The organism is Paraliomyxa miuraensis (assembly GCF_026337845.1).
In the GTDB taxonomy this organism is placed as follows: Bacteria; Myxococcota_A; Polyangia; order Nannocystales; family Nannocystaceae; genus Paraliomyxa; species Paraliomyxa miuraensis.
Genome location: NZ_JAOVZF010000132.1, coordinates 36,478 through 61,338, shown reverse-complemented (window position 1 = coordinate 61,338; position 24,861 = coordinate 36,478). Strand labels below are relative to the sequence as shown.

14 protein-coding genes are annotated in these 24,861 nt (G+C 70.6%); 4 read left to right on the top strand and 10 right to left on the bottom strand.

The window, feature by feature from the left end; translation table 11 throughout:
* The first annotated feature begins 46 nt into the window (after nt 1–46).
* Entirely contained in the window at nt 47–697 is a 651-nt protein-coding gene (locus OEB96_RS04175) for a hypothetical protein (RefSeq protein WP_266214126.1), read from the top strand.
* Nucleotides 694–1,875 (top strand): aKG-HExxH-type peptide beta-hydroxylase, encoded by a 1,182-nt coding sequence (locus tag OEB96_RS04170; protein WP_266214125.1) that lies wholly within the window; start codon nt 694–696, stop codon nt 1,873–1,875. Before OEB96_RS04175 ends, OEB96_RS04170 begins: the two co-directional genes overlap by 4 nt.
* A 122-nt stretch (nt 1,876–1,997) precedes the next feature.
* On the opposite strand, the gene OEB96_RS04165 is transcribed toward OEB96_RS04170, so the two are convergent.
* The 5 genes from OEB96_RS04165 to OEB96_RS04145 form a co-directional block, all read right to left on the bottom strand.
* Nucleotides 1,998–3,752 carry a response regulator gene (locus OEB96_RS04165; RefSeq protein WP_266214124.1) on the bottom strand — a complete coding sequence of 585 codons (1,755 nt, stop codon included), beginning with the start codon at nt 3,750–3,752 and terminating at the stop codon, nt 1,998–2,000.
* A 363-nt stretch (nt 3,753–4,115) separates the two neighbouring features.
* A complete protein-coding gene (locus OEB96_RS04160) occupies nt 4,116–7,406 on the bottom strand; it encodes an alpha/beta hydrolase family protein (RefSeq protein ID WP_266214123.1) in 3,291 nt (1,096 codons plus the stop codon).
* Nucleotides 7,407–7,597: 191 nt separating this feature from the next.
* Entirely contained in the window at nt 7,598–8,836 is a 1,239-nt protein-coding gene (locus OEB96_RS04155; RefSeq protein ID WP_266214122.1) for an FG-GAP repeat domain-containing protein, read from the bottom strand.
* Between the two features lie 236 nt (nt 8,837–9,072).
* Nucleotides 9,073–10,092, bottom strand: coding sequence for a hypothetical protein (locus tag OEB96_RS04150; protein WP_266214121.1), 1,020 nt, complete (start codon nt 10,090–10,092; stop codon nt 9,073–9,075).
* Nucleotides 10,093–10,158: 66 nt separating this feature from the next.
* On the bottom strand, nt 10,159–10,590 hold the full coding sequence (locus tag OEB96_RS04145; RefSeq protein ID WP_266214120.1) for a hypothetical protein: 432 nt from the start codon (nt 10,588–10,590) through the stop codon (nt 10,159–10,161).
* A 186-nt stretch (nt 10,591–10,776) separates the two neighbouring features.
* On the opposite strand from OEB96_RS04145, the gene OEB96_RS04140 reads away from it, so the two are divergent.
* Nucleotides 10,777–16,077 (top strand): AgmX/PglI C-terminal domain-containing protein, encoded by a 5,301-nt coding sequence (locus OEB96_RS04140; RefSeq protein ID WP_266214119.1) that lies wholly within the window; start codon nt 10,777–10,779, stop codon nt 16,075–16,077.
* 2 nt (nt 16,078–16,079) lie between these two features.
* Here OEB96_RS04140 and OEB96_RS04135 read toward each other — a convergent pair whose 3' ends face one another.
* Entirely contained in the window at nt 16,080–17,051 is a 972-nt protein-coding gene (locus tag OEB96_RS04135) for a hypothetical protein (protein WP_266214118.1), read from the bottom strand.
* Between the two features lie 141 nt (nt 17,052–17,192).
* Between OEB96_RS04135 and OEB96_RS04130 the strand changes: the two genes are divergently transcribed.
* Nucleotides 17,193–18,977, top strand: a complete 1,785-nt coding sequence (locus OEB96_RS04130) for a DUF6909 family protein (RefSeq protein ID WP_266214117.1) — start codon at nt 17,193–17,195, stop codon at nt 18,975–18,977.
* Nucleotides 18,978–19,010: 33 nt separating this feature from the next.
* Here OEB96_RS04130 and OEB96_RS04125 read toward each other — a convergent pair whose 3' ends face one another.
* The 4 genes from OEB96_RS04125 to OEB96_RS04110 all read right to left on the bottom strand — a co-directional run bounded on the left by OEB96_RS04125 (nt 19,011) and on the right by OEB96_RS04110 (nt 24,858).
* Nucleotides 19,011–19,841, bottom strand: a complete 831-nt coding sequence (locus tag OEB96_RS04125; protein ID WP_266214116.1) for a helix-turn-helix domain-containing protein — start codon at nt 19,839–19,841, stop codon at nt 19,011–19,013.
* A gap of 147 nt (nt 19,842–19,988) precedes the next feature.
* Nucleotides 19,989–20,405 carry a group II truncated hemoglobin gene (locus OEB96_RS04120; protein ID WP_266214115.1) on the bottom strand — a complete coding sequence of 139 codons (417 nt, stop codon included), beginning with the start codon at nt 20,403–20,405 and terminating at the stop codon, nt 19,989–19,991.
* Nucleotides 20,402–22,438, bottom strand: coding sequence for an ATP-dependent helicase (locus tag OEB96_RS04115; protein ID WP_266214114.1), 2,037 nt, complete (start codon nt 22,436–22,438; stop codon nt 20,402–20,404). The genes OEB96_RS04120 and OEB96_RS04115 overlap by 4 nt, the downstream gene beginning before the upstream one ends.
* On the bottom strand, nt 22,435–24,858 hold the full coding sequence (locus tag OEB96_RS04110) for a S9 family peptidase (RefSeq protein ID WP_266214113.1): 2,424 nt from the start codon (nt 24,856–24,858) through the stop codon (nt 22,435–22,437). Before OEB96_RS04110 ends, OEB96_RS04115 begins: the two co-directional genes overlap by 4 nt.
* Nucleotides 24,859–24,861: the final 3 nt, after the last annotated feature.

The window sequence follows — 24,861 nt, the reverse complement described above, 5'->3', positions numbered from 1 at the left end:
CGCGGTGAACGGTGGCGTCGGCGTGGTAGGGTGGGGCGCCCGGCCCTTGTCGCGCCCCTCCGACGTTCGTCTCGCCCTGCATGGGCCCTCTGCGGCGTGCCACGAGCTGCACGGCGGGGCCGGGGAGGCGTTCGTGGGGGTGCTCGAGCGCCTGCGGGAGGCGAGGACGGCGGGTCGGCGCGCGTTGGTGGCCACGTGGCTGACCCGCAGCAACTGTCGCTCGCTGGTGGCGCTGTGCGATCTGCTGGTGGGGTATGGCGTGGGAGGCTGGGTGGTCGTGTGGCCGCGGGTGGATGCGGGCGAGGTGGTGCCGGTCGTGCGGCGCCCGGACTCGGGGAGCGTGCCGGAGATGGACTCGGGGATGGTCCCGCGGCTGGGGATCGCGGTGCCGCACGCGCTGCGAGCGGTGCAGCGGGCGATGCAGCGGCGGCTGCCCACGCTCGTGGTCGGGGTGCCTGCCTGCACGCTCGGGCCGTTTGCGGCGCAGGGGCGCGTGGGGGTGAAGGCGGGTGCGTACCCGGATGCGTGTGAAGGGTGTCCGTCGCGGGCGGGGTGCGGCGGGGTGGATCGCTGGTACCTCGAGCGCTTCGGGGTGCAGGAGCTGCGAGCGGTGCCCGCGGTGCCGCGCGCGTCGCTGCCCGAGGCGCTCGAGGAGGGCCTGCGTCTGGCGGCGGACGAGCTGGGAGCGGTGCGATGAGCACGGTCCCGACGCTGCCGGACTTCTGCGTGCCCGTGCCGGGCTCGACCACGCTGCACGCGGTGCTCTCGGGCGCGCTGCGGCGAGCGCTCGGCGATCTGCGGGCGGTGCTGCACGCGTATGCGAGCGGGCCGTGGGCGGCCGACGTGGCCGCGTTCGCTCGTGCGGTGGGGCCGCTGTTGCGGAGCCAGCCCGGAGCGATCGCAGCGGTGGTGCGGCGGCCGGAGGTCGGCGTGTGGCTGCGGAGCCTGCGGCCCCATGCGGCGCAAGCGGTGGATCCGGCGCTGGGGATTCCCACGCTGCTGTGCACGATCGGGCTCGAGCTCGCGCGGACGGAGACGCTGCGCGGGCCGCTGCGACTACGGGCGTGGCCGCGACGGGTGCTCGGCGGTGGGGGGCGGCTGGCGCTCGAGATTCCACCGGGCACCACTGCGCTGTCGTTCGAGCCGGGGGCGGTGTGGGCCGAGCGGGGCGCGGAGCGGCAGGCGTTGCCGCTCGTGCCGGACGACTTAGCGTTCCTGCCGCTGCCGGGCAGCGCGGTGCGGCTGGCGTTGGTCGACGACAATCCCTGGGCCGCGCTCGAGGCTCACCCGGACAAGTCCGGCAATGCGCTCGATCTTGGGGGGCAGCCGGCCGAGCGCTGGCAGGCCGCGCTGGGGGAGGCGCTGTCGATCATCGAGCGTCACCTGCCGCCGTTTCGCGTCGAGATCGAGCAGGTGCTGCGGCAGGTGGTGCCGGTGGGGTGGTTTCCCGAGCAGCACCTGTCGGCGTCGGTGCAGGAGGCGATCGGAACGGTCTATTTGTCGCTGCATCCCAACCCGATGACCATGGTCGAGGCGGTGATCCACGAGGTCTCGCACAACAAGCTCGCGGCGCTGTGCGAGCTCGACCCGGTGCTGGAGAACGCTCCCGACGAGCGCTACGCCTCGCCGGTGCGGCCCGACCCGCGGCCGCTATGGGGGGTGCTGCTGGCCGTGCATGCGTTCTTGCCGGTGGCGGCGCTCTATGCGGCGATGATCGAGGCCGGAGCGCCGGGCAGCGAGCGACCCGAGGTTCGGCGGCGACTCGAGCGGATCGTGGAGGGCAACCGCGAGGGGACGGAGGTGCTGCGGGCTCATGCGCGGCCCACCGCGGCGGGGGCGGAGTTGCTGGCGGAGATCGAGGCGCTCGATCCATGATCCCGTCGCGGCCCGAGGCTTCCAGTGAGAGGCGGCGAGGGTCGGTGGAGATTCGCTCGTGAACGCCTCGGATCCGCCGACAAGGCCGGAGGCGCGCTCGCCTTCGACAACGCCGCGCGGCTCTACTGGGTCTTGTGCTGACCCAGCGCGTACGAGCGCGCCTGCCGGTCGCCCTCGCGTGCGCCTCGCAGCGCGAGCTGACGCTCGATGACCTCGTGGAGCACCTGGGCCGTCATCGGCTTCTCCACGTAGACGTTCGAGGTGCGGGCCAGGAACGCCTGGGCCCGTGGGGTGAAGGCGCCGCCGGTCATGAAGATCACCCGGGCCGCGTGCTCGGGCCCCATGCGCTCGAGGGCTTCGTACAGCTCCGAGCCGTTGCCGCCCGGCATCATCATGTCGCACAGCACCACGTCGAAGCTGCGAGTGCCGTACAGGCCGATCGCCTCGTCGACGCAGCTGGCGGTGTCGACCTCGCAGCCATGCAGTGTCTTCTGCAGCGACCTCAGCACATGGGGCTCGTCGTCGACCACCAGCACGCGCGCCCGCGGGCGAGCCGTGTCGACCGCCTTGCCCATGGCGCTCGCCTGGCGCGGCTTGCCGGCCGTGTACACGGGCAGCTCGATGCGGAACGTGGTGCCGAGGCCGACCCGGCTCTCCACCGTGATCGAGCCGCCGCTGGCGTTGATGATCTCGCGGCAGATCGACAGGCCGAGCCCGGTGCCGAGGCCCACCGGCTTGGTGGTGAAGAACGGCTCGAAGATGCGGTCGAGGAGCTCGGGACGGATCCCGCTGCCCGTGTCCCAGACCGACAGCACCACGTGGCCTTGCTCCGGATGGTGGACCGCCTGCACTCCGATCTCGGGCTCGCCGCCCTCGGGCAGTGCATGCAGCGCGTTCATCAGCAGATTCACCAGCACCTGCTCGAGCTGGTGGGGGTGCCCGCAGACCGGCGGCAGCTCGGCCGGCACTTGCTTCACGATGCTCGCGCGCTGCCGCAGCGCGTGCCCCGACAGCCGCAGCGCGCCCTCGACTGCGCGCGGCACCGAGGCCGAGACCTCGTCGTCGTCGCAGCTGCGGGAAAAGCCGCGCAGCTCCTGCACGAGCGTGCGGATGCGCTCGATGCCGGCGTCGGTCTCCTCGAGGAGCGACAGCAGATCGTTGCCTCCGATCGCATCGAGGCCGGGGCCCAGCTTGCGCAGCGAGATCCCGAGACACTCGAGGTTCATCTTGATGTAGGCGAGGGGGTTGTTGATCTCGTGGCCCAGGCTGGCCGCGAGCCGTCCCAGCGCGTCGAGCTTCTGCATCTGACGAAGCTGGCGCTCGAGCCGCAGCCGCGTCTCCATCTCCTTCTCGAGCGTGTGGTTGGCCTGCTCCAGGTCCCGTAGCCGCTGCTGCTTCTCCTGCTCCAGCCGCCACTTCGTGGACAGCGCGGAGGCCAACTGCTGCACCTCGATCGGGTCGAACGGCTTGCGCAGGATCAGCAGCTGATCCGAAGTGCCCAGCCGCGCCACGATGTCGTGCCACGTGTAGTCCAGGTGGGCCGTGCAGATCACCACCTGCAGCGTGGGTGTCTCGTGCCACAGCGCCTCGATGGTGGCGAGCCCGTCGAGGTCACCGGGCATGCGCATGTCCACGAAGGCCACGGCATGCGGCCGGCCCTCGGCGACCGCACGCCGAGCCAGGAGCACCCCTTCGATACCGTTCGGCGCCACGTCGACCTCGAACGCCAGCCGACTCGGAGCGGCGTCACCGAACAGCGAGATCGCCAGCTCGTCCAGCAATGCCGCGTCGTTCTGCTCCGGCGACAGCACCGTGAGGAAGTCGTGGCGCACGCCCGCATGGTCGTCGACCACGAGCACCCGAGCTTGCTGGACCATCGACGACATTCATGCGGACATATGGATCCGAGCAACCCGGATCGGACGAGGTACGGTCGATTTTCCTCGCCTTGGGCGTTTGCGAGCAGGTCGTGTGCCCTGGGATACGGCCATTCCGTCGAGAGTGCGGATAACGGAGTTCATACACTCGTTGGTCGTCATGCCATTTGCCAGTATGTGAGGCTCACGCCGCTGAGGATGCGGGTGGGCAAATCGGCAAACGTTTGCCGATTTGGCGGAAGATGCGCAGGTGTGGGGCGCGCAAGGGCGGTCCATGACCTGGGGGGCCCCCCATCCGGTCCATGGCGGGCTGGAAGCGGGCATGGAAGCGGCGGCACGGGGTCGCTACGGAGCGTGCTGGACTCACTCGCAGGTGACGGTACGAGCGTCCGTCGTCGTGGCACCGCGGGCGTCGCGGGCGATGGCGAGGAGATCGTGGGATCGGGTGATCGGCATGGTGCCGATCCCGGGAGCGAGCAGCACGCCGTCGATGATCCAGCGGACGGAGGTCAGGTCGTCATCGGGATCGCTGCTGTCGTATGTCAAGGCCAGCGTGCCTGGGCAGGGGACCGTGGCGGGCGTGGTGATCTCGACCTCGGGCGGTCGGGCGGTCGGGGCGTCGGCGCTGTGCAGTTCGACCAGCAGCATCACGGGAAGTGAGCCGGTGCCACATGGGACCGCGAAGTCGAGCCCGACCTCCGCGGAGAGGAAGCCCTCGCGGTCGGCGGTGAGGAACACGGGATCTTCGTTGATGGCACGGATCGTGGTGGTGAAGCCCGCGACGGTGACCATGCCCTGCACGTGTAGGGCGCCGCTCGGGAACGCCTGTACGCCGTCGACGTCGATGCCGAAGGCTGGTTGCAGGAGCTCGATGTCGAGGTCGGTGAGCTCGACCGAGAACGGCGAGCGGTCCGGACAGGTGTCGGTCACGGTGATCGACTCGGTCGCGGTGACCGAGAGTGAGCCGAGGTAGAACGGGCATGGGCCGATTGCCGGGTTGGCGCACAGGGAGTAGCCGGCTGCGCCGGCCAGGGGGATGTCCTGGATGTTGCCGGGGGTGATGAGCATGGCCTTGCTCGTGGCGGGGCTCAGGTCGATGCGGAGCTCCTCGCCGCGCGCGAGCGGCTGTCTCGCAGCCGTGGGCCGGGAGGGACGGGCCGCACACAGAGCCTCGTCGAATGCCTCGCAGCAATCGCCTTCGAGATCGCAAGCGAGGGCGTGACCTGGGAACAGGCCGCCGCCGTGCTGGTCGTCGGTGCGGATCCGGTGGGTTGAACCAAGGCCAGGAACAGCGTGGAGCGTGGGCGTGGTGAAGGCTCCCGGGTCGGAGCAGTTGGCGGTGATGCTCGGGTCGTCCGACCACTCGAGCTCACAGGCCGCGACGCACAGGTCGAGGATCCCATCGAGATCGAGCGACGTCGGGTGCTTGGGATCGCCGAGCCACCCCTTGGGCACGTGGACCACCCAGCCCGGGCGAGGGTCGCCGAGCTCGTCGCTCACCGTCGGCAATGGGACGGGATTGGTGACCACGTCGTCGGGGTCGCATGCCGGATCGGGCTCACCCGCGCACGAGGTCTCGAAGGGCATCAAGGTGTCGGTGGGAGCACACGTCCAGTCGCTCTGCGACTGCGGGCAGACCGACGAGCCCGCGTCGCCGGGATCGCGGGTGAACTCGAGCGAGTCCACGAGCGCCTCATGGGACTCCATCGATTCCGGAAAGCGGATGCGAACGGCGGTGAGCGCCGAAGGATCGAAGCCCGGGCCTTGATCGCAGAAGTCGACGAGCGGGATCCGGATCGTGTGCATGAAGTGGCTGCTGGGGCAGATCGGAAAGCCCTGGACGCCGGGTACCTCCTCGCCGTGCTGGTCGGGGATCACGTCGGTCAGCACGGTGCGAGCGATGGGGATCCCGCTCGGGTCCTCGGCGACGAGCTCGACCTCGAGCTGGAACTCATCTGGAATGGAAGGGCAGCTGTCGACGAGGTTGCCGACGCGAAAGGACAAGTGCGTGTAGTCGGCGATCTCGGGCAGTGGCAGGCCGCCGGCCTCGAGGGACCACTCCACCTGCACGCCTGCGAACGTGTCGCCCCATGCGATCTGAAGCGCTTCGGTCGCATGATCGGAGCCAACGAGGGAGCCGGGTACCGGGCCGACCTCCTCGGCAGGGCCCTGGCAGGCCGCGGCATTGCCCACGCCGATCGGCGACATCGTGACGGTCGTACCCATGGTCGAGGGCGAGATGTCGCCGTCGCAATCCGGCGCCGCCATCCCGCGCGCGAGGGTATCCACGATGAAGCGCTCGGCCCCCGGCCACTGCGTGCCCTGGGTGAAGTCGGCATACACCAGCGGCCGGCCCACGCCCGAGAGATCCGCGCCGTCGCCCTGGTAGAACATCGCGAGGTTGGGGTCATAAGGCTGCGTACCGTCGACGTTCCACAGGCTCGGCTCCCAGACCGAAGGCGAGAAGTCACCCTGCATCGGCGAGACATTCGTGGGCCCGAGCACCTTCGCTCGGGCCTCGGGCTCGCGGAAGAGCTGCCAGCGCAGGAACTGCTCGACGAAGAACGGCGCCGTCGCCTGCGCCTGAGCCACGCCACGCAGGCCCAGCTCCACGGGTGAATTCACGTCGACGCCGCCCCACGCCTGGTGCATCGGCCCGTAGACCCACAGGCCCACCTTGTCGTGGAGCCGCAACGACGACGGCTCGGCCGCGACCGCGAGATCCTCGCTGACATTGGCATCGTACGCGGGGATCCCCTGCCCGACCGTGTCCTCGTCGAGGGTGCCCTGGATCATCAGGTAGGGCGGCGAGCTCGGGTCGCGGATCTCGGTGCGATCGATGCCGTTCCACCGCGGAGCGATCGACACGGTGGAGCAGATCTCGTAGTCGTCGAGCGCGGTACCGGGCGGCAGATCGTCCTTGCCGTCGCAAGCATCCGGCGCCAGGCAGCACCCATCACCCGCAGGGTCGTCGGAGTCCTGGCACAGGATCGACTTGGTCAGGCGTGTCGCGGCCGATCCTCCGCGGCTATGCCCCATCAGCACGGCGGAGTCGCCGATCCGCCCATCCGCCGCCGCCGCCCAGCCGTGGTCGGCGTCCTTGGCCCACATCATCGCGCACGCCAGCGCCGCGCGCCGCTTTCCGCTGCCCCACTCGACGCTGCTCGGCTGGATCGCAAACACCACGAACCCCGCCTGGGCCATCGGTTCGAACAAGAAACCGAAGAAGTGATCCTCGGGCTCGGTCGCAGGCTCGCCTGGCCTGACCGTGTTCAGGCCCTTGCCGGGCACGAAGAAGATCGCCGGGTGCGGCCCGTCATCGGGCCATTCTCCGGTGGGGTCCTTTGGCCGGTAGACGTAGATGTCGAAGAGATCGAGACCATCCTCTACTGCGTACGTACTCAGACGATCCGGATCGTTACCACTCGCATCGACCAACTCCGGGAAGTCGCAGATGACACGAGGATCCACGCCCGCAACGAACTCCTCGTCGACCGTCGTGTCCGGGATCTCGGTCTGGTAGCTCCCGAACATCCCCTGCATTGCGCAGGGATATCCGCCTTCGTCCCCCATCGCGCCCGATTCCTCGTCCCCGCCGTCGTAGGCGCCCGTGTCCGTGCCGCCCGTCGTGGCCGTGTCTCCGGTAGTCGACATGATCCCCGATGATGTTTCGGGATCGTGTGGGCCGGTGCATCCGCTCGCGGTCGCGAAGGTCGAAAAGCAGAAAACAGGCGCAATGCGCCCAAGTCGTCGACATGGCCGTACCATCTCGTCTCCTCCTAGCGAGTCGCGCGGCTCGGGTCGGGTCGGCCGCTGAAGTTACTGATGTCGTGGTGCTCGACAGCTCAAGGCATGGACAGCATCACGTACTTCTCTCCCAGGTTCACAGGCTCGGAGTCGACGAAGTCGACGACGCCGTCGCCGTTGAAGTCCCCGATGGTCATCACCGGTGGCGTGCTCCGCGGTAGTAGGACAACGGACGGCTCTTCGAGAAAGCTCTCGAGAATCCAGCGGTCGCCGTTCTCGGATCCCCCCATCCACTCGAGGTCTCCGTCCCCGTCGAAGTCTGCACGCCCCCGGCGGCTGAGGCCCCAAAACCCGACCGTCCCGCCGATCTCCGTGATCAATTCCGCCTCCTCGAGCGTCCCGTCCCCGCGCCCCCGAAGCAGCGAGATCGCATCCACGGTCTGGATCTGGATCGCCACATCCTGATGCCCATCCCCATCGAAGTCATCAGCCCACATCCCGACCTCGCCCCACCCCCCCGTCGGAAACATCCCCGTCGGCTCGAGCCGCCCGCTCTCCGGATCGCTCCGAAACACCGCGACCCGATGGAACGCCGGATCGTACTGCGTGGGATAGGGATCGCAGCCGGTGACGCTGTCGTGCACGACGAGGTCGAGGTGCCCATCCTCGTCGAAGTCGGCCTGGGCTCTCGCCCCCGTGACGCCGCACCCGGGGAGCGGAAGGATCGGCCCGACGTCGGTCCACTCGCCAGCCACGCGCTTGCGCAGATGAGCGCCCTGCTCGAGCAGCGGCCACTCCGCGCTGACGAGGAATTCGAGCTGCCCATCCTCGTCGACGTCGAGTGCCACGGGAGCGCCGTAGGTGATGTACTCGCTGCCCCCGATGACCTCGGTCTCGACGTCGGCCAGCCGGTCCCCGAGGCTGCGCACGATGAACACCCGCCATCCCTCGTAGCTCGGGACCAGCAGATCCTCGTGCCCATCGCGATCCCAGTCCCACCTCGTGGTGAGCTCGTAGCGCATCAGTCCCGACCCCATCGGCGGGCCGAACTCGAACGCACCGTCATCGAACGACAAGAACGCGGCGGTGATGCCACCGACCACGAGTTCGTCGCGGCCATCACCATCGACGTCCACGGCGGCCGCGGTGGTCACCTTGTTGTGATCGGGCCCAAGATACGGCAGCGGCACCTTCACGAAGCAGTACTGCCCCGGCTCGACGATCCCATCGCCGCAGCCCTCGGGAAGCTCCAGCCCGCCGGAGTCACTGCCGCCGGTCGGCGTGGCATCGGCTGCGGCGTCCGAACCGCTCGACGAGCCCGATGGATCGTTCGCCATGGCCGCAGCCTCGTACGGAACCGATGGCGAGCAGGCCGTGGTGCAGAGCACGGCGAGGGCCCACGCATGGCTGGGCGACGGTCGCGTCGCTCGCGGATGGCTTGGTCGTGGCATTCCTCCCACCACTTCCAATCCTTCGCCAGCAGGAGGAAGTGGCACCCACGAATCGTCGAAAAATCCACCCGAGGATCACGGCCGTCCAACCATCCATCCAACCGGACGGCCGGGTCGGTCGATCAGGGCAGCTGCTCGATGATCAGCTCCGGCGGCGTCAAGCCGTCGAGGTTCCAGTAGTCGATGCCATCGGTCGAGGTCGGCAGCACGCCGAGGTAGAGGCTCGGCTGGTCGAGCGGGAGCAGCTCGGGGGGCAGGTCCCACTCGACCACCGCTCCGGGACCCACCGGCCCCTGATCGGATCCGAGCAGGGGCCCCACGGTGGCGGGCTGCAGCGCGTAGAGGTCCATCGGCATGAAGGGCTCCACCTCGTACACCACGCCCGACGCGTCCGACTCGGAGACATTGGTGCTCACCAGGCGAAGCGTCACCGCGACGACGTCGGCGGGGACCACGGCGTCGTCGAGATCGAAGCGGAGGTAGGCATGGAACGGCCCGAGGCCGAGATCCATCGCATCGACGACCATCGCCCCCATGGGCGGCTCACCGTGCGCTTCGCAGGCCTCGGGGTCGAGCTCGACCGGCTCGTTGCACGCGGCGAGCACCGCGGGGTAGCTCAGCGCGACGACGGGGTTGCCGCTCGATCCCTCGCTGGAGTCGGTGCCGGTGGTCGACGTCGAGGCGGAGGTCGAGGTCGATGCGGAGGTCGAGGTCGAGGTCGATGCCGTGGCGGAGGTCGAGGTCGATACCGAGGCCGAGGTCGAGTCATCGAGGGGCGGCGTGGCATCGGTGCTCGGGACGGTCCCCGCATCCGTGGTGGTTCCCGCATCCGTGGTGGTCCCGGTCCCCTGCTCGAGGGGCACGCAGGTTCCCGATAGCTGGCCCGCGTAGTCGCCGTAGCGCTGGCCGGAGGGACACGACTCGTCGGGGAAGCTGCAGTAGCCGCTGCTCTCGCAGGTGCCGAACCGACCATCGAGCTCGCACTGCTCGGCGGCCTCGCACTCGAACGCGGCCGAGGCCGAGCAGCCGATGACCGCGACGACCCAAGCCAGGATCAGCGATGACAGGATCAGCGATGGGGCCATCCACGGCGACCACGGGGCCATGGCCGACTCACGCATGCGGTCCAGCCCTGGGTCCATGACGAGCAAGGATGCCGCAGCACACGCGCCGACGCCAGCACGTCCCCGACGGCCCACGGGCCCGCACTACGCCCGCACTGCAGAGGGTGGCACGGCGGCCTCGCGGTCGCGCCACGCCACCCCCAGCATCGCCAGTCCCACCACCGCGCTCACCCCCGCGTTGGTGTGCAGGTCGGCCGCGGTCATGCCGATGGCGGCGCCCCAGTAGATCCACTGCGTGCTCGCGTCCCACAGATAGAACGCCGCGTTGAGCACGTGCAGCCGGCGGCGATCGGAGGCCCGCGGCAGGCGGAGCGACACCACGGTCACCGCGGCCATGAACACGTGGAAGCTCGCGATGGAGAACCACTGGAACCGCCGCGTGGGCGTGAGGGGGCCGCCGAGGTAGGGGCCGTCGATCACCTCGGGCGACGACACCAGCGTGATCGCGATGATCAGGTTGAACGCGACGTAGAGCCACAGGACCATGCGTACGCCGAGCGGTACCGAGCGGGTCATCGGGGACGATGGAAGCGCGACCGGCCCCAGGCGGCAAGCGGCCGGGCAAGCGGCCGGCCCTGCGGTGAGCGCGTGGCCGTGGGCGCGCGGTCGAGCCCGATTTTTCACGTATCATGCCGGACGATGTCCATGCCTCGGTCCTCTGCTCGGTCGATGCCTCGGTCCATGCCTCGGATGGGCTGGCTCGTGCTCGTCGTCGCCATCGTCGCGGGCGTGCTGGTCTCGCGCGGCAGCGAGGCGGCGCCGCCGGAGGCCGCCAAGCTGCCCGCGGAGCTGTCGGAGTGGGTCGACTGGGTCAAGGAGGTCGAGCCCGAGCCGCGAGACTGTCGCGACCTCGACGATGGCACCACGATCTGCGTGTGGCCGAGCGCCCTGAGCCTCGAGGTGGGGACCAAGGGGGCGAGCTTCGTGCTCGACGTGTCGGTGTTCGGACCCGAGGAGATCGAGCTCCCGGGCGACGCACAGCAGTGGCCGCAAGACGTCGAGGTCGACGGCAAGACCCGCGCCGTGCTGCGCGAAGGCGATGCCGAGGCCCCGCTGGTGGAGCTGTCGGAGGGCCGGCACGTGGTGACGGGGTTCATTCCGTGGCGCGAGGCGCCCGACAGCCTGCGCGTGCCCGAGCGGGTGGGGCTGGTCGATCTCGTGGTGGGCGGCAAGTCGGTGCCGTTTCCCTCGCGGATCGGAACGTCGCTCTCCCTCGAGGGCCCGCCGCTTCCCGATGGAGAGGAGGCGCCGGAGGAACCCGAGGAGCCCGAGGAACCCGAGGAGCCCGCCGAGGAGGTGCCCGACTCCGAGACCATCGAGGTCTCGCGGCGCCTGGTCGACGGGGTGCCGCTGCAGGTGCTGACGCGGATCGACGTGCACGTCGCGGGCAAGACCCGCGAGCTGGTGCTGCCCAATCCGAATCTCGAGGGGGCCAAGCTCCTGCAGGTCACGGCCCCGGTGCCGGTCACGATGGGCGAGGGGGGCAGCCTGGTGCTCCAGGTTCGTCGGGGCACGTTCGCCATCGATCTGGTGGGAGTGCTCCCCGTGTCGCCCACGCGGCTCAGCCCGCCCCGGCGCCCCGCGCCATGGCCCGACGACGAGGTCTGGGTGTGGAACGCGGCCTCGTCCGGGATGCCCAGCATGGGGCAGGTGAGCCTCTCGGGAGCACGAGCGGTCGACCATGCGCGGACCCACGCGCCCAGCGAGTGGCAGGGCGGGGCGACCTATCGCCTCGATCCCTCGGGGGCGCTGGCCTTCGAGGTGATCCAGCGCGGGGTCTCGGAGACGAGCACCAACCGGCTGGTGCTGCTTCGCGACATGCGAGTGGATCTGGGGGGGACGGGCTGGACGGTCGTCGACGACGTCAGCGGCGAGATGAACAAGGGCAACCGCCTCGACCTCGACGCGGCGCAGGGGGTGCTGGGCAGCGTGGCCATCAACGGCGAGCCGCAGGTCATCACCGTGACCGACGACGGTCGGTCGGGGGTGGAGGTCCGCGGTCCCTCGCTGAGCATGCGGGCGCAGTGGCGCATCGAGGGGAGCACGTCGACCGTGCCGCTGGGCGGGTGGTCGGAGGAATTCGATCGGGTCGAGCTGGCCTTCATGCTGCCGCGCGGCTGGGACCTGCTGCACGCCGAAGGGCCGGGCTCGCTCGGACCCACGTGGTTCGGGGCGTGGCGCCCGCTGGACCTCATCCTGCTGCTCGGGGTGGTGCTGCTGGTGGGGCGCTTGGTGAGCCCCTGGGCGGGGCTGGCGGCGCTCTTGGGCCTGGGTCTGGCCTACACCCGCAACGGCGACGGCTACGTGATGCTGCTGGCCCTGTGCGGCACGCTGGCCGTGCTGGTGCCCGCGCTGCGGCGCCCGCAGGCCAACAAGGGGGTGGGGCTGGCGCTGCGGCTCTGCTGGGCGGTGGCGGCCTTCGTGCTCGCGGCGTGGGTGATCTGGCGGGTGCCGGCCGGGGTGGCGGCGGTGTGGCGCGATGGCCTGTCGGGGCTGGCCCACGTGCGTCTGGAATCCGAGCTCGAGAGCGTGGCCAAGGCCGCGCTGGCGCTCGCGGCCGTGGCCGGCGGCGCGCTGGTCATGGCGATCATCAGCGCCCGTGCGCGCAAGGGCATGGGACGGATGGCCGCCGTGGGGCTCACCGCGGTGCTGGGCCTGGGGGCCGTGCTGCTCCTGGTGAGCCGGGCCAGCGATCGCGGAGGGCTTTCGCCGAGCACCCGGGCCAACTCTTCGGTGGACTTCGCCGAGGTGGGGGCTGCACAGGAGATGATCGCGGCCGCGCCGGAGGAGTCCGAGCCCGAGGAGGAGTACGAGGAGTACGACGAAGACGAAGCGGGCGGGCCCGGGCAGCGGCACAAGGGCGAGGAGGGCAAGATGGGCCGGCCCTCGGCCAAGCAAAAGTCCGGGCTCTACGCGATGAAGGGGCCCAAGGATGCCAGGGACGCGAAGGCGGACGTCAAGGAGGACGCGTGGTCGTCCAATGACGACGAGGACGTGTGGGGAGGCCTGACCGGCACCGAGGTCGGCGAGGCCTATGGCGTGGGCGGGTTGGGCCTGGTGGGCACCGGTCGCGGAGGCGGCGGCACGGGCGAGGGCACGATCGGCCTGGGCAACACCGGTCTCATCGGCAAGGGCGGCGGCGGTGGAACCGGCAGCGGCTATGGCCGCGGCGAGGGGGCGGGCTTCGGCGGCCGCGGCAAGGCGGTCCCGCTCGTGCGCCAGGCCAAGGCGGAGGTCACCGGTGCCCTCGACAAGGACATCGTGCGCCGGATCGTGCGCGCACACATCAACGAGGTGCGCTACTGCTACAACCAGGGCCTGGCCCGCGAACCCACGCTGGAGGGCCGGGTCGCGGTCCAGTTCACCATCACCGGTGAGGGCAAGGTGGGGGCCTCGGTGGTGCAGGAGAACGGGCTGCCCGATCGCGACGTGGCCGATTGCATCGCCAAGGCGGTCGTGCGCTGGAAGTTCCCCAAGCCCGAGGGCGGGGGCAATGTGATCGTCACCTATCCGTTCGTGCTCAGCCCGGGAGACGGCGGGGGCTCGGGAGAGGACGGCGGGGAGGTCGAGGCGCCGCCGCAGGAGCGCTTCGTGGCCACCGACGTGGATCTGCCCGAGCTCGAGCCGCCCGCGGTGCCGCAGACCGGGGAGGGCGTGCCCGAGTGGACGGGGCCCCGCTGGGAGCTGCTGCTCGATCGCACGGTCAAGCGCGACGAGTCGGTGACGCTGTGGCTGGTGACGCCGATGGCGTCGCGCGTGATCGCGATCGTGCGGGCCCTGGCGCTGCTCGTGCTGGCGTTGTTGTTGCTGCGCAAGGGATGGCTGGCCCGACCGGAGCCGCCCGCGACGGGCCCGTCCGAGGGGCTGGCACGCAAGGCCGCGGGCGCGGGCGCGGTGGTGGCGGGCCTGGTGGTGCTGACGCTGGCCCGGACGGCGTCGGCGGCTCCTCCCACCGAGCTGCTCGAGCAGCTTCGCGAGCGGGTCAACGAGGAACGACCGCTGGCCCCCTCGCCCGAGTGCGGCACCGATTGCGCGCTGGTCAGCGCGCTCGAGGTCGCGGTCGAGGGATCCGAGCTGGCGCTGCGGGCCGAGGTCCACATGGCCGGGCCGGGGGTGTGGATCGTGCCGGGCTCGGTCGACACCTGGCTGCCGCGCACGGTCCAGCTCGATGGCAAGCCGGCCCGGGCGATGGCGGTGCACGAAGGGCAGCTCTTGCTGCACCTCCCGCCCGGCCGTCACGTGGTCGAGCTGAGCGGTCCGGTGGGCGGCACGTCGCTCGACCTCGACCTGGCCGGGGCACCCAAGCACGTGGTGGTGACCGCCAAGGGCTGGACGGTCGACGGCGTCGACGAGGACGATCTGGCCGAGAGCCTGCACCTGGAGCGCAGCGCGTCCGACGAGGGGGGCGAGCCCGACGAGGGCGAGCCCGACGAGGGCGAGCCCGATGAACTCGGCGACCCGGACGCGCCCGAGCCCGAGCGCCACTCGCAGGACATGGCGCCCTGGTTCGCGGTGGAGCGCCATCTGCAGATCGGTCCGCGCTGGACGGTGGAGACCACGGTCACGCGCCTGAACCACGGTCCTTCGCCCACCAAGGTGCAGGTGCCGCTGCTGCCCGGCGAGAAGATGCTCGAGGCCAGCGGCAAGGTCGACGACCCCAAGGCCACGGTGACGCTGCGCGCACCGGGGGAGAGCATCACCTGGACCTCGGTGCTCGAGTCGCGCGCGTCGCTCACGCTGGTCGCACCCAAGGACGGGGCCTGGACCGAGAGCTGGATCATCGGCTGTGCGGGCGCCTGGCAGTGCAGCGACGAGGGCACGCCGGCCACCACCGACAGCGGGGGCACGCGCGCGTTCCATCCCTGGCCCGGCGAGACGCTGCGCCTGACCTTCGTGGAGCCGAGCCCCGCCGATGGTCAGCTGCTGGCCGTGGACGAGGCGAGCCTCGAGCTCGAGCTGGGCGAGACCGGCACGGAGGCGCGGCTGACGATGAAGGTGCGCACCGCCACGGTGGCCGAGCGCACCTTCACGCTGCCGCCCGAGGCCCACGTGGGCACGGTGCGGATGGACGGCAACGAGGTGCCCATGGCCAAGGACGCCACGGAGCTGCGCCTGACCTTCCAGCCGGGGCTGCACGTGGTGGTGATCGAGCTGACGCTCGACACGGGCGCGGCCGCGGTGGTGCATGCGCCGGTCATCGAGCTGGGCGGTCGGGCCGTGGATGCCCGGGTGACCTTCCACTACTCGGACCAGAGCGATCGGGTGGTGGTGTGGACCTCGGGCGAGGGGGTGGGACCGATGGTCTGGCTGTGGCCCTACCTCGGCGTGCTGGCCCTCTTGTCGCTGGTGCTGGCCGTGGTGCTGGCCCGCACGACCAAGACGACGCTGAGCGCACTCAAGTGGTTCGTGCTGGGCCTGGGCTTTTCGTTCCTGGTGTTGCCGGTCGTGTGGCTGTGGTTCCTGCTGGTGGATCTCCGCAAGCGCCACGCCGCTCGTCTGCAGGACCCCGTGCGCTTCAATCTCGCGCAGATCGGCCTGTTGCTCATCACCCTGGTGGTGGTGGCGATCGTGCTGATGACGGCCAAGGCGCTGCTCACCTCGCCGGTCTCGACCATCGTGCACAACTGGTCCGACGGCAGCGCGCTGTCGTGGTACCTCGACCGCACCGAGGCGAGCACGCCCGCGGCCACCGTGGTCACGGTGCCGACGAGCCTTTGGCGTGCGGTGTGGGCCGCGTGGGTGGTGTGGCTCGCCTGGAGCAGCATCGCGTGGGGCAAGTGGGTGTTCGGCGCGCTGTCCGAGGGCGGCGAGGGGGCGGCGGGATGGTCGTGGCTGCGCAGCCGACCCGCACTCGAGGCCGAGGTCGAGGCCGAGGTGGACGAGCCGGTGGCTTCGGCACCGGTGACTTCGGCACCGGCGGCATCGGTCCCGGAATCATCGCCGGAACCGACCACGCCGACCCCGCCCGAGACCACCACCGGCCCGGACGAGCCGCCCGCGTAGCCTCAGTTCCAGGCGCAGATGAACGAGCCGAAGCAGGTCATTCCGGCCGGGCACGACTGGCCCAGGGAGCAGTCGAGGTAGCAGTCGCCCACGCCGTCGGTGGTGATGTCCGAGCAGGTCACCGGGGCGGTGCCGCCCGGGGAGGGCCAGCAATCGCCGACGACGTTGCAGGTCTCGGAGCACACGGAGATCGTCGGGGCCATCACGTTGTCGCTCAGGCAGATCCCATCGAGCCCACAGATCGAGCCGCCGTTGTTGAAGCAATCACCGTAGGGCACGCCGTCGGCGCCCTCGCCCGGCCACACGCAGGCGAGCTCGGCAAAGCAGACCATCCCGGTGGGGCAGGTCTGGCCGGCCGAGCAGTCGAGGAAGCAAAAGCCCTCGGGACCGCCGGTGATGGCATCGCAGGCGATCGGGGCATTGCCGGTGGCCGGCGCTCCGGGGCAATCGCAGGTGTCGGTGCACGGGGTGATCGAGCAGACCCCGGCGATGACCGGAGTGCCGGCGGTGATGCAGTTGTTGGCGCCCGCGCAGCCCGAGGTGTCGACCGCGTTGCCGGGCCCGAGGCAGTCGCCGTAGTTGCCGGGCACGTCGTTGCAGACCGGCGGCCCGCCGGTGGTGGCGTCGATGGGCTCGCACGCTCCGAGCACGCACATCTCGTTGGCGGCACACGGCGGGTTGCACTCCTCGGAGTTGGTGGTGGTGCCGGGGTCGAGGCTGGTCGATCCGAACGTGGCTCCCTCGGTCGTGTCGGCGACGTCGTCGGCCGAGCCCCCCATGGTGCTCGGGCCATCGTTGGAGTCGGGACCCTCGGTCTCCTCGAACGTGGTCACGCCCGGCGGCATGCTGGTCATCTGCGGGCCGGTGAAGGAGGTCGCGAAGGGATCGTCCTCCACTCCGGTGGTGCAGGCCCCGATGCCTCCGACCACGGGCGCGAGCAGGAGGCAGGCCAAGACACGTCGAGTAAGACCCATGGGGCCACGATAGCCAGCGCGCTCGCGAATCGCCACCGATTCCATGGCAACGTCGGCGACGTCGATTATGCGTAAATCGCGCGGCGTCGCCGAGGCAGCCCGCGGGACATCGCGTGGGGTCCGGGCCTATGCTCCTGCGCAGTGGATCGTCAGCCTCCTCGCAGCACGTCCAACGCGATCGATCTCTACATTCGGACCTACTACTCGCTGTTGCGCAGCTCCGGTGAGGTGCGGGTGCGGTCGTTCGAGGAAGCCCATGCCTACAGCGACTCGAGCCTGCACACGGGCGCGCTGGGGGAGGATCCCGACGTGGCGGCGTTCGGCTACAGCGCGGCTCGCCTGCCCGAGTCCATGACCCACGTGCGCCGGTTGGTGGCGGGGCAGTCGGTCGAGCAGTTCGAGCGCGCGGGCCTGCCGGTGCGGGGCTGGACCGCGGTCAGCACTCGTGGTCGGCGACGGCCCCACCGCTACGACGGCAACGAGATCCTGGCCGTGTTCGTGACCAGCGCGTCCGACATCGACGACCTGGTGCCGATCGTCACCGCCTATCAGATCGAGTGGAACAAGATGCATGCTCGCCTCGCGCCCAGCGACCTGGGGCGCCGGCTGCTGCGGGGCGATCCCCTCCCGCCCGACGACGTGCTCGACCGGGAGCTGTCGCAGGTGTTGGGCCTGTCCACCCACGATGCCGGCTCGCTGCGCAAGGCGCTGGGCGGCGCAGTGGACGAGGGGCTGCGGGCGATCGCGGGGGGCCCACGGGATCTACGGCTGCGCCTGCTTTCGGGTACGCTGCTCGAGTATCGCCGCGCGACCCAGCGCTGGTGGCAGAGCATCGAGACCTCGTACGGCGAGCGCTCGGGCCAGGGCTCTGGTCTGGGTTCTGGTCTGGGTTCTGGTCTGGGGGCTGGCCCGCCGCGCCCCGTGTACTTCGTCTCGTCCAATACCCACGCGCTGTGCAATCTCGTGGGCGGCTACGCGCGCACGCACCTCACGCGGATCCTCGATCTGGCCCGCGAGCGCGACATCGAGGGGCTGGGCGAGCGCGTGACCGTGGCGCAGCGCGACGGCGACGAGGTCGAGCTGCACAACCTGGCCTACTACCTCTTGCGCCACCACATCACCGCCGATCCCGCGCGGGAGCTCGAGCGGATCGCCGAGGTGCAGGCGTTCGATGCCGAGTGTGGGATCTCCACGCTCAGCTCGCCCGGGCACCTCGACGTGACGGCCCAGCTGTTCGAGCTGCGCAAGATGAGGTACGAGCGGCTCGATCCCCGCGTGGACGTGGAGGGATTCGAGCGGCTGGCCGACAGCGATGCCGTGATCATCAACATCGACTATCCGCTCGGCATGGCGGCCTATCACCACCTCACCCAGCTCGCGCAGGGGGTGGGGGAGATCCGGGGGATCTACGTGGTGGGCAAGGCCGCCACGCTCAACGGGCGAGTGGGCGACATCATGCTGTCCACCGTGGCCTACGACGAGCACTCGCAGAACTCCTACCTGTTCCGCAACTGCTTCGTGGCCGCCGACGTGGCCCCGCTCGTTCGCTATGGCACCGTGCTCGACAACCAAAAGGCGCTGACGGTACGCGGGGCGTTCCTGCAGAACCGCGAGTACATGAACGTGTTCTACCGCGAGGGCTACACGGTGGTGGAGATGGAGGCCGGGCCGTTCCTCTCGGCGATCTACGAGATGGTCCATCCCAAGCGCCACCCCACCGACGAGGTCGTGCACCTGTCGAACCTGCTGCCGTTCGACTTCGGCCTGCTGCACTACGCGTCGGACACCCCGTACTCGCGCAGGCAGAGCCTCTTGTCCAAGAGCCTGAGCTACTTCGGGATGGACGCGACCTATGGCTGCGCGGTGGCGACGCTGCAGCGGATCCTGCGGCAGGAGGTGGCGCGGCTGCGCAGCGTCGGGCCCTGAGCGCGCGTGGGCCAGCTCGCGTGCGCAGGCCGGCTACGTGCCGACGAAGTCCACGCAGAGCCGGCACAGGGCGCCTTCGAGGCGCCCGTCGGTGATGCTCTGCGGGGCATTGCGAATCGCGTCCTTGAGCACCTTGTCGCACGACAGCGTCATCACGTGGGCCACGTGCCCGGGGTCGGGGATGCCGTGGTCCTCCAGCATCTGCGTGAACGCCTGGGCCATGCGTCGCAGCTCCATGCGGTTGATCGCGTCCTTGTCGGCCTGGGCCATGCCCGTCATCGAGGGCAGCAGCTGGGCGAACTTGGCCACCAGCGCCCGCACGACCAGTGCGATCGCGTCCTCGAGCGACTCGCGTGGCGGGGGGGCGGGTGGAGGAGCGACCGGAGGCGGGGCGGCTCTTCGGTCCGGCAGGCGCAGGACGGCGGGCGGCGGCTCGCTGTCGGCGCGCGCCTTGGGGGCGGTCGCGGGCTTGCGAAACAGCGAGGACGACGGAGGAGGGGGCGGATTGCGAAAGAGGCTCGTGGCGGGCGGAGGCGGGGGCGCTCGCCGAGCCGGAGGGGCCGGCGGGGTCTCGACCCGCTTGCGGGTGATCACCGGTGCCGCGCCCGGATTTCGCGGGGTGCCGAGCATGCGTTGGCGCCGGCGCGCGAGCGCCTCGGCCACGATCACGTCCTTGTTGCGAAAGCACTGGAACATGGCCGTCAACGAGACCCCCGCCTTGGTGGCGATGCGCAGCGCGGTGACCCCCTGGGGCCCATGCTCGGCCAGGAGCTGCTCCGTGGCCTGGATCAGTGCTTCCATGAGCGCGGGATGATCGACCTCCTGGTGCGCGCGCTTGGGGTCGGTGAACTTGTCGCGGATCAACGCCGGCAATTGTGCCCCCTCGGCCGCCCGGATCGCCAGCCTTGGTCATCCGGACTGGTCCGATTCGCGGGCGGGGATGTGTGGGGATGAGTGGAGGAATGCGATGAATCCTCCCACCCTTGCCCACCACCACCCGGGTCTTCGGTGCTATCCCTGGCAGGCCTGGCGCACCCGCTCGGCCGGCACCGCGAGCTGCTCGAGGAGGTAGACCTTGAACGCCTCGGCGTAGGGCTGCTCGTCGATCGCCCGGCGCATGCACTCGAGCCAGGCATCGCGCTGCGCGTGTCCGATGCCAAAGCGGGCATGCACGGCCGGGATGCGGATCGGACCGTAGACCTCCTGGTAGCGCTTGGGCCCTCCGAGCCACCCGCACAGGAACCGGGCCAGCTTGTCCTTGGAGGTGGTCAGGTCCTCCGGGTGCATGCGCCGGATCTCCCGCGCCTGCGGCAGCGCGTCCATCCACGCGTAGAAGCGCTCGACCAGCGCCGTGATCCCCTCGATGCCCCCGGCGGCCTGGAACGAGGCATCGCCCTGGCCAAAGCCAGGCGTCGGCGGGCTGGTCATGGCGGTCCCTCCGGGGCCTCGTCGGCGGGCGCCTCCTCGATCTCCCAGCGCGAGAACACCGGCGGCATGTCGTCCACCTCGCGCAGGAATCGGCTGGGTCGCAGCAATCGCATCGGTCCGTCGCGTGCCTCCTCGAGCGTGGGATAGCAGAGGTAGAGCTCGTCGGCCGCCCGCGTCACCGCGACATAGAACAGCCGCCGCTCCTCCTCGATCTCGTCGTCGCTGCGCAGCGCCTGGGCCGAGGGAAAGCGCCCGTCGGCCAGCCACAACAGCAAGCACACCGGCCACTCGAGGCCCTTGGCCTGGTGGATCGTCGACAGCACCAGCGCATCGTCCACGTCGGCCCCGGCCACCACGTTCTCGGCCGCCACCCCCTGCACCAGCGCGACCTCGTCGAGGAACGCCTGGGCGGTGGGGTAGCGATCGGCGTAGCCGGCGAGGTGCTCGAGGTCCTCGCGCCGGGTGGGCCCGTTGCTGAAGGTGCGATCGGCATACTCGCCGTAGTGCACCTGCACGATCCTCCGCAGGGCGTCGCCGGGGCGCGGCAGGCCGTCGTCCTCGAGCTCGGACCAAAGGCGCGCGAGCTTGCCGAGCGCCTCGCGTCCGCGACCGCGGCTGTCCTTGGCGGCCTGCTCGAGCACCGCCACCGTGGAGATGGCCAGGTCGACGGTGGGCGGCTCGCTCAGCCGGCCGGCGATCCGCTCGGCCGTCTGCGCGCCCACCCCGGGCCACTGTCGCAAGAGCCGGACCCACGAGAGCCCATCGCGCGGGTTCTGCCGCGCGCGCAGGTACGCCACCACGTCCTTGATGTGCGCCTGCTCGAAGAACTTGACCCCGGAGCGCACGCGAAACGGGATCTGGCGCCGCGACAGCTCCACCTGCAGCTCGAGGCTGTGGCCGTGGTTGCGGTAGAGCACGGCCATCTTGCGCAGCGGCAGGCCCTGCTCGTGGTGCAGCTCGAGCACGCGCTGGGCCACCAGCTCCGCCTGCTGGTAGACGTCGCGCAGGGGGATCACGGCCGGCACCATCCCCGGCTGCTTGACCGCCGACAGCTCCTTGGGGTGCTGCCGGCGGTTGTGGGCGATGCAGCGGTTGGCCAGCGCCAGGATCTCGGGCGTCGAGCGGTAGTTGATCGTCAGCCGCAAGAGCTGGGCTTGGGGGTGGCGCTGGCAGAACCCCGCGATCTGCTCGAAGTCGGCCCCGCGAAACGCATAGATCGACTGGGCGTCGTCGCCCACCGCGGTGAGGCTGCCGCGGCCGGCCGCCATCGCGTCGCACAGGGCGCCCTGCAGCGCGTTGATGTCCTGGTACTCGTCCACGAGCACGTGGTCGAACGCGGCGCGCAGCTCCTGGGCCACCGCGACGTGCTCGGGCCGCACCAGGAGCTCGTGCCAGCGCGCGAGCAGATCGTCGAAGTCGCACAGGTTCATCGAGCGCTTGCGCTCGTCGTAGCGCCGCAGCACGTCCTCGATGACGCTGACCTGATCCATCATGCGCGGCAGCCGGGCCGCGATCACGTCGGCCACGGGCTTGCCGGTGCCGCGGGCCAGGCCCGCCACCGACATCAGCTCCTTGGGGGCGGGGAAGCGCCGGGCGCTCAGCGTCTTGAGCCCCAGCTCGGCGATGACGCCGGCGAGCAGGGTGCGCGCGTCCTCGGGATCGAGGATCCCGAAGTCGGCGCCCAGGCCCAGGTGCTCGGCGTGCCGGCGCAGGATCCGATTGCCGATGTGGTGGAACGTGCCGGCGAAGCAGCGCCGCATGTCGATCTGCAGCAGCGCCTCCACCCGCTCGGTCATCTCGCGGGCGGCGCGGTTGGTGAACGTGCACAGCAGGATCCGCTCGGGCGGGCACCCTCCGGCCACCAGCCGGGCCACGCGGTAGGTCAGCGTGCGGGTCTTGCCCGTGCCCGCGCCGGCGATGACCAACAGTGGTCCGGGCGGAGCCTCGACCACCGCGCGCTGCTGCGGGTTGAGGTCGGTCCGCGCGTCGAAGGGCACCCGCGCGGGCGCCGAGGTCTTGAGGACGTACTTCACCCTCGCACGAGGTCCACCGGACCCAGCTCCTCGATGAAGAAGTCGCGCATGCGCTCTTCCATGTACACGCGATCGGCCTCGGAGCGCGGCATGTGGCGCTCGTCGGGGAACAACAGCAGCTCGTGGTGCTTGCGGGCCTTGACCAGGGCGTCCACCAGGCGCGCCGCGTGGCGGAAGTGCACGTTCTCGTCGATGAGCCCGTGCACGATCATCAGCGAGCCGCGGATGTCGGGCACGTGGGTGAGCACGCTGCTGCGGCGGTAGCCCTCGGGGTTGCTCGTGGGCGTGCCCATGTAGCGCTCGGTGTAGTGGGTGTCGTAGCCGTCCCAGCTCGAGACCGGCGCCCCGGCCACCGCGGCCTTGAACGTGTCGGGGGCGCGGGCCAGGGCCATCGCGGACATGTAGCCGCCGTAGCTCCAGCCGTAGATCCCCACGCGCTCCGGATCGGCCAGGCCGCGCTCGACCAGCCAGCGCACGCCGTCCTCCTGGTCCTGGACCTCGAGGTTGCCCATGTCGTGCTTGATGGCGCCCTCGAAGGCCAGGCCCCGGCGGGCCGAGCCGCGGTTGTCGAGCTTGAACACGACGAAGCCCAGGCTCGCCAGGTACTGCGCGCGCAGGTCGACCGTCATGCCCCAGCCATGGGTCACGCGCTGGGCATGCGGACCGCCGTACACGCTGACGATGGTGGCGAAGGGGGGGTGGACGCCGTTGCCGGGCGGGGGCTCGTAGATCGCCCCGTGCAGCTCCACGCCGTCGCGCGAGGTGAGCGTGACCAGCTCGGGTGGTCGCAAGGCGAGCGCGGCGACCCGGGGGTCGGGCTCGATCCGGAGCTCCCGCACCACCGAGCCGTCGCGGGTGCGCCGCAAGGTGACGCGCGGGGGCGAGCTCGGATCGCTGTAGGTGTCGACGAAGTGGCGGAAGTCCTTGCTCATCGTCGCGTCGTGGGTGCCCGGCTCGGGGGTGAGCCGCTCGACGGGGCCGCCGTGCAGCGCCACGCGGTAGACGTGACGCTCGGTGGCGCCGTCCTTGGTGCCCTCGAAGTAGACGTGGCCGCCGGTCTCGTCCACGCCCACCACCTGGTCGACCATCCACTCGCCCGAGGTGAGCGCCCGCAGCTCCTTGCCCTCGCGGTCGTGCACGTAGAGGTGGCGGAAGCCCGACTTCTCCGAGGTCCACACGAAGCCGCCCGCGTCGGGGCCCTGGCCGTGCTCGAGCGGGCGGAAGTCGTCGTGGAGGTTGATCCACACGTCGCTGCGCTCGGACGAGAGCGTGGTGCGGGCGCCGGTGCGGGGATCGAAGCGCACCAGATCCAGGCGCGTCTGCTCGCGGTTCTCGAGCTGGGCGGTGAGCGAGCCGTCGGGCAGCCAGTGAACGCGCGCGAGGTAGAGCTCCTCGTCGCCGCCGCCGCCATCCTGATCGTCGATCGACAGCGGCATCCACACCGTGTCGCCGCCGCGGCGTGGCACCACGCCCAGGCGCACCTTGGCGTTGGCCTCGCCCGCGAACGGATAGCCGTGGTCCTCGTGCGAGTGGGCGTCGTCGCGGCCCTGGTGGTTGATGCGGTAGACCGGGATGTGGGTCTCGTCGACCTCGACGTAGGCGAGGTGCTCGCCGTCGTACGACCACCAAAAGCCCTGGTGGCGGCCCATCTCCTCCTGGGCGATGTACTCGGCCAGGCCGTGGGTCTTGCCCGTGCCGCGGGCGCCCGTGGTGAGCTGCCGGGGGGTGCCGCCGTCGTCGATGCTCACCGTGTAGAGCTCGGCGTCCTGGACCCACGCCAGGTGCTTGCCGTCGCGCGAGAGCACGGGGTCGAGCGCGGGGGAGCCCTCGGTGTCGACCACCTTGCGGGGCTGGGCGTCGGGGCCGTCCTGGATCCACAGGTCGCCGCGCAGGGGCACGAGCACGCGCTGCGCCTGCTTGGCCCACGCGTAGCGGGTGACCCCCAGCGAGCGCTCGCGTCGGCGCTCGCGCTGGAGCTTCTCCTCGGCCGAGAGGTTGTCCTCGGTCGCGCCGGCCCCCTCGGGCTCGAACATCACGCGACGCTCGGCCGTGCCTTCATCGACCGGCTCGACGTAGAGCGTGCGCGTGAGCGAGCGGTCGGGGCTGTCGAGGTAGGTCAGCCACTTGCCGTCGGGGCTGAACTGGAACGAGCCCGGGATCGACGTGCCGGGCAGCGGATACTTGGCGACCTCCTCGATCGGAAGCGTGCCATCGGGATTGCGAGCGGGCTCGGTCATGGTGGTCGAGTCGGTAGGGGACGGAAGGGCCTCGACGACGTCGTGGTGTTCGCGAGGCACCGTGCGCTCCTGGGTGCATGCGAGCGCGAGCGCGAGCGCCAGCGCCCCGAGCGCAGGACCCAGGGCGCGCCGGGCGTACACCCGGAGACGAGGACGATGGTCGACGACGCGCGCGGGCGGCATGGC

What these genes read in the sequence shown, in the direction of transcription:
- OEB96_RS04170 (WP_266214125.1), top strand. Translation starts at nt 694, where the DNA reads ATGAGCACGGTCCCGACGCTGCCGGACTTCTGCGTGCCCGTGCCGGGC.
- OEB96_RS04165 (WP_266214124.1), bottom strand. Translation starts at nt 3,752, where the DNA reads ATGGTCCAGCAAGCTCGGGTGCTCGTGGTCGACGACCATGCGGGCGTG.
- OEB96_RS04160 (WP_266214123.1), bottom strand. Translation starts at nt 7,406, where the DNA reads ATGTCGACTACCGGAGACACGGCCACGACGGGCGGCACGGACACGGGC.
- OEB96_RS04155 (WP_266214122.1), bottom strand. Translation starts at nt 8,836, where the DNA reads ATGGCGAACGATCCATCGGGCTCGTCGAGCGGTTCGGACGCCGCAGCC.
- OEB96_RS04150 (WP_266214121.1), bottom strand. Translation starts at nt 10,092, where the DNA reads ATGGACCCAGGGCTGGACCGCATGCGTGAGTCGGCCATGGCCCCGTGG.
- OEB96_RS04145 (WP_266214120.1), bottom strand. Translation starts at nt 10,590, where the DNA reads ATGACCCGCTCGGTACCGCTCGGCGTACGCATGGTCCTGTGGCTCTAC.
- OEB96_RS04135 (WP_266214118.1), bottom strand. Translation starts at nt 17,051, where the DNA reads ATGGGTCTTACTCGACGTGTCTTGGCCTGCCTCCTGCTCGCGCCCGTG.
- OEB96_RS04120 (WP_266214115.1), bottom strand. Translation starts at nt 20,405, where the DNA reads ATGACCAGCCCGCCGACGCCTGGCTTTGGCCAGGGCGATGCCTCGTTC.
- OEB96_RS04110 (WP_266214113.1), bottom strand. Translation starts at nt 24,858, where the DNA reads ATGCCGCCCGCGCGCGTCGTCGACCATCGTCCTCGTCTCCGGGTGTAC.